An 8180-nucleotide genomic window follows, 5' to 3' on the forward strand; every position below is an offset into this window, starting at 1 on the left:
TCCAAAACTCGTCCGCGCTGGCAGGTCTCCCGGCTTGCGGAGCAGGGTTTGGGCCCTTCGATCCCCGCCTTCCCGATCCCGCGAGGGATCAGTGGCTTTGGGCATCTCTCCGGTCACGGTCGCGGGGGCGGCTGCAGTTTGGATCAAAATCTTGCCGATTCGGACCCTATCGCATTCCCTCTTCGCCTGTCATAGGACAGGAACCAACGCCGGGCCACCATTTGCCCCCGGCCGCCTCTTGTCAAGCCGAAGGACCGGGTACGATGACGCCAGAACCGGATACCCAAACAGCTGAGGAAACCGACGCCCGGCACGCCCAGAAAATGGCGAAGAAGAAGGCCGCCCGCGACAAGATCATGGCGACCAAGAGCGGCGAAAAGGGCCTCATCATCGTCCACACCGGCGCCGGCAAGGGCAAGTCGTCCTCCGCCTTCGGCATGATCGTCCGCTGCGTCGCCCATGGCTTCCCCTGCGCGGTCGTGCAGTTCATCAAGGGCGCCTGGGATACCGGCGAGCGGCGGCTGCTCACCGGCCATTTCGGCGAGCTCTGCCAGTTCCACGCCATGGGCGAAGGCTTCACCTGGGAGACGCAGGACCGCGCCCGCGACATCGCCGCCGCGCGCGCCGGCTGGGAGAAGGCCAAGGAGCTGATCCTCGATCCGAACCTGCGCATGGTCGTGCTCGACGAGATCAACATCGCGCTGCGCTACGACTATCTCGACATCGCCGAGGTCGTCGAATTCCTGACGACGCAAAAGCCCGAGATGACGCATGTCGTGCTCACCGGGCGCAACGCCAAGGACGAGCTGATCGAGATCGCCGATCTCGTCACCGAGATGACGCTGGTCAAGCATCCGTTCCGCTCCGGCATCAAGGCGCAGGCCGGCGTCGAGTTCTGAAGTCGATGGCACGCGCGCTGATGATCCAGGGGGCCGGCTCGGACGTGGGCAAGTCGCTCATCGTCGCCGGCCTTGCGCGCGCCTTCACGCGGCGCGGCCTGCGCGTGCTCCCCTTCAAGCCGCAGAACATGTCGAACAACGCCGCCGTCACCGTCGATGGCGGCGAGATCGGCCGCGCCCAGGCGCTGCAGGCGCTCGCCGCCGGCGTCGAGCCGCACACCGACATGAACCCGGTGCTGCTCAAGCCCGAGACCGATGTCGGCGCGCAGGTCGTCGTCCACGGAAAACGTATCGCGACCGCCCGTGCGCGCGAATACGCGGCCATGAAGCCGTCGTTGATGGGCGCGGTGCTGGAGAGCTTTGAGCGGCTGAAGGCTCGCGCTGATCTGGTGCTGGTCGAAGGTGCCGGCAGCCCGGCCGAGGTCAACCTGCGCAAGGCAGACATCGCGAATATGGGCTTTGCGCGCAAGGCCGACGTGCCGGTGGTGCTGGTCGGCGACATCGACCGCGGCGGCGTCATTGCGCAGCTCGTCGGCATCAAGACGGTGATCGATCCTGACGATGCCGCGATGATCCAGGGCTTTGTCATCAACAAGTTCCGCGGCGATCCCACGCTGTTCGACGACGGTTATAGGCTTATTGCGGAAAAGACCGCGTGGCGCGGCCTCGGCGTACTGCCCTGGTTTTCGCGCGCCGGCGAGCTGCCGGCCGAGGATGCGCTGGGCCTCAGTGACTCGCGCAAGCCCGGCCAGTGCAAGATCGCCTGTCTCGCGCTGTCGCGCATCGCCAATTTCGACGATCTCGATCCGCTCAAGCTCGAACCCGGCGTCGATCTCGTGATGGTGCGCCCGGGCGAAGCGATCCCGGGCGATGTCCGCCTCGTCATCATCCCCGGTTCAAAATCCACCCGCGGCGACCTCGCCTTCCTGCGCGCGCAGGGCTGGGACATCGATCTGCTCGCCCATCACCGCAGGGGCGGCCACGTGCTCGGCCTCTGCGGCGGCTATCAGATGCTCGGGCAGAGCGTCGCCGATCCCGATGGCATCGAAGGCCCTGCCGGCGACACACCGGGCCTCGGACTTCTCGACGTGGCGACAGTGATGAGCCCGCAAAAGACGCTGACGCGTGTCGCGGCCGTGCATGCCGCCACCGACCAGCCGATCGCGGCTTACGAAATCCACATCGGTCGCACCTATGGGCCCGATCGGGCCCGCCCGTTCGCGAAGCTGAACGGCGAGCCGGAAGGCGCGATCTCCGGCGATGGCCGCGTGCAGGGCAGCTATCTGCACGGTCTGTTCACGTCGGATAATTTCCGCAAGGCTTATCTGGCAAAACTGGATATTCCAGCCGGCAACGAGCCCTATCACGCCAGGGTCGAAAGTGCGCTCGATGCCCTCGCCGATCACATCGAAAAGCATCTCGATGTCGAAGGCCTGCTCGCGCTAGCACGCTAGAACCTCGGCGAGGCGCTCCCATTCGGCTTCGCTGCCGGGAAGCCCGAGCCGCAACCATGTTGGCTCTCTGGAGAATACGCGCGACCAGATGTGGCTGCGCGCCAGCTTTTCCTGCGCGGCGCATGCATCTGGCGTCTCGTAGAGACGAAATAGCGGTGCACCGCCAATGAGCGTCCAGCGCTGCGCGTGCGCCATCTCGTCGAGGCGAACACAGTCCTGGGTGAGCCGCGCGGACGTGGCTTCGGCCCAGGCGCCGTCACGCAGGGCGCGGCAGCCGATTGCGATTGCCGGTCCGGACACGGGCCATGGGCCTGACAATGTCGCTAGCTTGTCGATGTCGACCGCATTGCCGATTGCGAACCCAAGCCGCAAGCCGGCGAGGCCATAAAACTTTCCGAACGAGCGCAGGATCAGCAGTCCCGGCCGATCCGCTTCCGGCGCAAGCGAGAGCTGCGGAACGGCATCGGCAAAGCTCTCGTCGGTCACGAGACGGCCGACGCGCGGCAGCAGCGCGAGCAAATCCGTTGGCGCAAAACTCCGGCCATCGGGATTGTTGGGATTGACGACGATGGCGAGGTCCGCCCCTGCCAGCGCGTCGAGTTGCGCGACCTCCTGGACATCCCAGCCCGCAGCCGACAGCACGCCGGCATATTCATTGTACGTCGGCGCCAGGATGCGCGCGCGGCCGGGCGCAGCGAGCTGCGGCAGCAATTGAATGGCGGCTTGCGCACCGCCGAGCGCGACGACCGGCGCGTTCGTGCGATAGGCGTGCCGCGCCGCCTGGTGCAGCGCCTCGATCTCGGCGCGCGCCGGCAGCGCGCTCCATGCGCGCGCGCTCACCTCGCCCACGGGATAAGGCACCCGGTTGATCCCGGTCGACAGATCGATCCAGTCCTCTGAGCGTCCGCCAAAACGCTGCTGGGCCAGATCGAGATTTCCACCGTGCTCGCGCATGCCCTGTTCTTTCACGCGAAGGCGAGGATCGCAAGGACGCCGGCGAGCAGCAGCATGGCGCGGCGGTAGACGGTCAATCCCTCGGCGATGTCGGCGGCGAGCGGGTCGCGCTCACCTTCGTTGAGCCAGGGCTCGTCGGTCGCGCTGCCGTGATAGATGCGGGGGCCGCTGAGCCGCACGCCGAGTGCGCCGGCCATTGCCGCTTCCGGCCAGCCGGCGTTGGGCGAACGGTGATGGCGCGCATCCCGTGTCATGCACGACAGCGCCTCCGATCGTCGTGGGGCCAGCAGCACGAACAGAAAACCGGTCAGGCGCGCCGGAATGAAGTTAGCGACGTCGTCGATGCGCGCCGCGGCCCAGCCGAAGGCTTCGTGCCGTTCGCTGCGATGGCCGATCATGGAATCCAGCGTGTTGATCGCCTTATAGCCGAAGATGCCGGGCAGACCGAACAGCGTGCCCCAGAAGACCGGCGCAACGATGCCGTCAGAGGCGTTCTCGGCGAGGCTCTCGATCGCCGCGCGTGCGATGCCGGCTTCATTGAGCGCCGCCGGATCGCGGCCGACGATGCGCGAAACAGCTTCTCGTGCGGCGGCGATGTCACCGGCCCGCAACGGGTTCGCGACGGCAGCCACGTGATCGTGCAACGAACGCAAAGCAACCAGCGGCCAGGCCAGGACGCCGACCAGCACGATCTGGATCCAGCCCCATGGGAGCATGGACTGCAGCACCGAGCCGAGTGCAACGGAGATCGCGATCACCACAAGCGCTCCGGCGATACCGGCGGCACGGCGGAGCGCCGGCGTAGCGGCCTCGCGATTCCAGGCGGAATCGACGGCGCCGATCAGCCGGCCCAGCCAGGTCACGGGGTGGCCGATCCGCGCGAACAGCCATGACGGCCAGCCCAGGAGGGCATCCACCGCCATCGCCACCACCATCGCGCCCGCAAAGCCCAAACCCGCCTCCTGTCCCGCCCCTGTTGCGCAAAGCCAGCGGCGAGCGCAAGCCCCTACCCGCCTGATTTCGGCTTTGTCTTTGGCCGCGTTTGGTGATTAGTCACGCCCACAGGAGAGTTTGATGGCCGTCATCTTGATCACGGGCGGAACGCGATCGGGCAAGAGCAAGCGTGCAGAAATGCGCACGCGCGCCTTCCCCGGGCAGCCCGTCTACGTCGCGACGGCCGAGGCGCTCGATGCCGAAATGGAAGCACGCATCGCAAAGCACCGCGCGCGGCGCGGAACCGACTGGATCGAGCGCGAAGTGCCGCTCGACCTCGTGCCCGCGCTGGTCGCAAGCGATGGCGGTGGCGCGAGACTGGTGGACTGCCTGACGCTGTGGCTCTCCAATTTGATGCACGCCGAGCGCAACTGGGAACGCGAGGTGAGCGAGCTCGCGGGCGCCCTGCCCCGCCTGAAGAGCCCCGTCGTCTTCGTCACCAATGAGGTCGGCCTCGGCATCGTGCCCGACAATGCCTTGGCGCGCAGCTATCGCGACGCCGCCGGGATCATGAACCAGATCATTGCTGGCGTCGCCGACGAGGTCGAGTTCGTCGTCGCCGGCCTGCCGATGAAGCTGAAATGATGCCGCGCGCCGACTTTCTCAAAGACATCGTCGCCGATCTCCGGATGGCGGCATCGTTCGTCACGATCCTCCCGGTGGCATCGGCGAAGCCCGCGGCCGACGGCACTGTTGCGCGCGCGACCTGGGCGCTCCCGCTCGCGGGGCTGCTGGTCGGCCTTGCCGGCGCTTTCGTCTACAAGGTCGCGAGCCGGCTCGGGTTGGCGCCGAACATTGCCGCCCTGCTCGCTCTCGCGGCCACCGCCCTCATCACCGGTGCGTTGCACGAGGACGGCCTCGCCGATACCGCCGACGGGCTCGGCGGCGGTCGCACGCGCGAGCGCAAGCTCGAGATCATGCGCGACAGCCGGATCGGCACCTATGGCGTCTGCGCGCTGATCCTGTCGTTCGGCCTGCGCTGGAGCGCGCTCGCGACGATCGCAAGTCCCTGGGCCGTCACGCTCGCGCTGTGCGCGGCGCATGCCGCGGCGCGCGCGGGCGTGCCTGCCTTCATGTCGCTGGTGCCGGCGGCGCGGCCGGACGGACTTTCAGCGAGCGCGGGCGTGCCGCCGGGCCGCAGCGTCGCCATTGCCTTCGCGCTTGGAACGCTTGCCCTCACCCTCGCGCTCGGTCCGGGCAAGGCCCTTGCCGGTCTGATCCTGCTGTCGCTCGCCGGCCTGCTGCTGGCGCGGCTCGCCATCCGCCAGATCGGCGGGCAGACCGGCGACATCCTCGGCGCATTCGAGCAAACAGGCGAGATCCTGATCCTGCTCGTCGCCGCAGCCTTCCAGATGGGACGCTGACCTCATGGTCGAGTTCGACGACACTTTCCGCCGGCAACTGCACGAGCTGTTCGTGTGGCGCCGCGACGTGCGCCGCTTTCGCAGCGATCCGTTGCCGGACGGCGCCATCGATCGCCTGATCGAGACGGCTTGCCTCTCCCCCTCGGTCGGCCTCAGCCAGCCCTGGCGCTTCGTCATCGTCGATGATGCCGCTCGCCGCCGCGCCGTGATCGACGACTTCAGGGCGTGCAACGCCGATGCCCTGAACTGCTATTCCGGCGAGCGCGCCGCGCGCTATGCCGCGCTCAAGCTGTCGGGCCTCGAACAGGCCCCCGGCCATCTCGCCGTGTTCGCCGACAAGGCCAGCGACATCGGCCACGGCCTCGGCCGCGCGACCATGCCGGAGACCACGGAATATTCCGTGGTCGCCGCGATCACCGCGATGTGGCTCGCCGCGCGCGCCGAGGGCATCGGCCTCGGCTGGGTGTCGATCCTCAATCCGGACCGCATCCGCGCTCTTCTCGACGTGCCCGCCTCCTGGAAGTTCATCGCCTATCTCTGCATCGGCTATCCCCAGGTCGAATGCGACCAGCCGGAGCTTGAGCAGGCAAAATGGGAACACCGGCGCGGCACGGACGAGTTCACGCTGCGGCGCTGACCCCAAGCTCGCCAGCCAGACAGGAGCGGTCGCACCATCCTCCGTCATTGCGAGCGCAGCGAAGCAATCCAGAAATCTTGCCGCGGGACTCATCTGGATTGCTTCGTCGCAAGAGCTCCTCGCAATGACGACGGAGAGAGGCGCGCAGACGAAGAGAGAGGACGCAGTTTCTAGCTACGACTTGCTCCTGCCGGCCGCAGCCGCCACCGGCGCAGAGCTTTCCGGCTTCTGGAACATCAGCAGCGGCCGGAGGATGACGCGGCCATAGGCCTCGTAATGGTTCTGGGTCGAGACAGCCATCTTCAGCGGCGTCGCGTAATTCGCCTCGAACGTCATGAACTGTGCGTAGGTCCAGGAGAAGCCGACTCCGACCGAGGCCATTTCGGTCACGCCGGGGAATGTCGAATACACCGCGCCCCAGTCGGTGAAGACGTAGGTGTCAAATCCCCTCAGCCATTGCGACCAGTTGTAGTGCAGCTCGGCGTTCACATAATAGCCGCTGTCGCCGGAGGCCGCATTGGTTGGATAGCCGCGCACGGTGGTGGGGCCGCCGATCGAGAAGATCTGGTCGCCCGGCAGCAGCTTTTCCTGCGTGTACTGCCAGCTCGCCAGCACATTGGCGCTGAAGTTCGCCGGACCGGCGGCGCTGCTCGCGATCAACGACCCGGTATAAGTGTTGAACGTGCGGTTGTTGTTGGAGAGAACGTGGTCCTGCCATTCGATGTAGTTGATGGCCGGCGAGACCGTGATCGAATAGGTGTTGCCGGAATTCGTCACCGAGACGCCGGCCGTGGCCTTGTCGTAGTGGTCATCGGTCACCGAGACGCTGGAGAAGCGGCTGACCGTCTTGCCTTCGGTCTCGGCGGCGTTGAGCAGCACCAGCCAGTTCTGCGTCACCCAGACCGGCTGGCTGAAATTGACCGCCGCCTGGCTCGACCGTCCCGTGACGTCGAGCGCGACGAACGGTCCCTGGATGATCTTGATCTTGCCTTCGGTATAGCTGACGCCGGCGCGGCCGCCCCAGGGATTGACCGGAACGCTGTAGGCGACGTTGCCGTTCAGATTGCCGTCGGAGCGCACCCCGTAGAAGGTCAGGCGGTCGTCGACGCCGAACAGGCCGTGGCGCTTGTAGAAGGCCCCGCCTTCCCAGCGTCCGGTGTTCTCCACGCCCTGGTTGTCGGTGAAGAGCTGCAAGGTGTCCACCGGCGGCTCGATCACCGCGAACTGGAGGTCGGTGAGGCCGAAGTTCGTGCCGGGCTGGAGCAGCGCCTTGATCTGGACGTCATTTGTCCGGTTGAACCAGATCACGTCGCGATTGAGCTTGGGAACGTCGAGGACCTCGCCTTCGGGCTCCTTCACGCGCTGCAGGATGTAGTCAGTGCGGGTCTGCTTGTTGCCCTCGATGGTCGTCTTCTGCAGCCGGCCTTCGGTCAGCTTGATCTTGACCACGCCGTCCTTGGGATCCTGCTCCGGCAGCGTCGCGATCCCCGTGACGATGCCGCGCGCGGCGTAGATGGCGTTGATGTCGGCGACGAGCTGCAGCAGCGCGGCGATGTCGACATTCTTGCCGACATATTTCTTCGCGATCTCGTCGAGCTCCGCCGGCGTGATGAACTTGGACGGGTCGAACTCCAGCTTGCGCAGGCGGAATTTCGGCCCGCCCGGCTTCAGGAGCATGGACTTCTCCCGCTCGCCGCCGACCACGGCCGGCCCGGTCAGCTTCGGCGGCGCACTCTGCTGTTCGAACTGCCGTCGCTGCCGATCGATGTCGTTCTGGATCGCACCGGGATTGATCGAAGGAATCTGGGCGCGCGCGGGCACGATGCAGCAAGCTGCAAGCCCCACACCCAACACTGCCCCCCAAATCCGCATCCCGAAT

8 protein-coding genes and 1 riboswitch are annotated in these 8180 nt (G+C 66.6%); of the genes, 5 read left to right on the top strand and 3 right to left on the bottom strand.

Annotated elements, in window-relative coordinates:
- Positions 1-2: 2 nt before the first annotated feature.
- A riboswitch (cobalamin riboswitch) is annotated at positions 3-223 on the bottom strand.
- Positions 224-263: 40 nt separating this feature from the next.
- Positions 264-899 (top strand): cob(I)yrinic acid a,c-diamide adenosyltransferase, encoded by a 636-nt coding sequence (gene cobO, locus RAD16_RS18620; RefSeq protein ID WP_128922604.1) that lies wholly within the window; start codon positions 264-266, stop codon positions 897-899.
- A gap of 5 nt (positions 900-904) precedes the next feature.
- Positions 905-2353: a cobyric acid synthase gene (locus tag RAD16_RS18625; RefSeq protein WP_458159346.1), complete on the top strand. Its 1449-nt coding sequence runs from the start codon at positions 905-907 to the stop codon at positions 2351-2353.
- On the opposite strand, the gene cobD is transcribed toward RAD16_RS18625, so the two are convergent.
- Complete coding sequence (gene cobD, locus RAD16_RS18630) at positions 2342-3307, bottom strand: threonine-phosphate decarboxylase CobD (RefSeq protein WP_458159347.1); 966 nt, start codon at positions 3305-3307, stop codon at positions 2342-2344. The genes RAD16_RS18625 and cobD overlap by 12 nt on opposite strands.
- An 11-nt stretch (positions 3308-3318) precedes the next feature.
- A complete protein-coding gene (gene cbiB, locus RAD16_RS18635) occupies positions 3319-4260 on the bottom strand; it encodes an adenosylcobinamide-phosphate synthase CbiB (protein ID WP_458159348.1) in 942 nt (313 codons plus the stop codon).
- Positions 4261-4381: 121 nt separating this feature from the next.
- Between cbiB and cobU the strand changes: the two genes are divergently transcribed.
- Genes cobU through bluB form a run of 3 tightly spaced genes read left to right on the top strand, consistent with a single transcriptional unit; the run spans position 4382 to position 6301 of the window.
- The gene (gene cobU, locus RAD16_RS18640) at positions 4382-4885 is read left to right on the top strand and encodes a bifunctional adenosylcobinamide kinase/adenosylcobinamide-phosphate guanylyltransferase (protein WP_458159349.1); all 504 of its coding nucleotides are present in this window, start codon (positions 4382-4384) and stop codon (positions 4883-4885) included.
- Positions 4882-5664: an adenosylcobinamide-GDP ribazoletransferase gene (gene cobS, locus RAD16_RS18645; protein WP_458159350.1), complete on the top strand. Its 783-nt coding sequence runs from the start codon at positions 4882-4884 to the stop codon at positions 5662-5664. Before cobU ends, cobS begins: the two co-directional genes overlap by 4 nt.
- A gap of 4 nt (positions 5665-5668) precedes the next feature.
- Positions 5669-6301 (top strand): 5,6-dimethylbenzimidazole synthase, encoded by a 633-nt coding sequence (gene bluB, locus RAD16_RS18650; protein ID WP_458159351.1) that lies wholly within the window; start codon positions 5669-5671, stop codon positions 6299-6301.
- Positions 6302-6475: 174 nt separating this feature from the next.
- On the opposite strand, the gene RAD16_RS18655 is transcribed toward bluB, so the two are convergent.
- Complete coding sequence (locus tag RAD16_RS18655) at positions 6476-8173, bottom strand: ShlB/FhaC/HecB family hemolysin secretion/activation protein (RefSeq protein ID WP_458159352.1); 1698 nt, start codon at positions 8171-8173, stop codon at positions 6476-6478.
- Between the last annotated feature and the right edge of the window lie 7 nt (positions 8174-8180).

The sequence above is a fragment of the Bradyrhizobium sp. 18BD genome, from assembly GCF_054185225.1.

Coding starts and splice junctions, on each gene's coding strand:
- cobO (WP_128922604.1), top strand. CDS start 264: ATGACGCCAGAACCGGATACCCAAACAGCTGAGGAAACCGACGCCCGG.
- RAD16_RS18625 (WP_458159346.1), top strand. CDS start 905: ATGGCACGCGCGCTGATGATCCAGGGGGCCGGCTCGGACGTGGGCAAG.
- cobD (WP_458159347.1), bottom strand. CDS start 3,307: ATGCGCGAGCACGGTGGAAATCTCGATCTGGCCCAGCAGCGTTTTGGC.
- cobU (WP_458159349.1), top strand. CDS start 4,382: ATGGCCGTCATCTTGATCACGGGCGGAACGCGATCGGGCAAGAGCAAG.
- cobS (WP_458159350.1), top strand. CDS start 4,882: ATGATGCCGCGCGCCGACTTTCTCAAAGACATCGTCGCCGATCTCCGG.
- bluB (WP_458159351.1), top strand. CDS start 5,669: ATGGTCGAGTTCGACGACACTTTCCGCCGGCAACTGCACGAGCTGTTC.
- RAD16_RS18655 (WP_458159352.1), bottom strand. CDS start 8,173: ATGCGGATTTGGGGGGCAGTGTTGGGTGTGGGGCTTGCAGCTTGCTGC.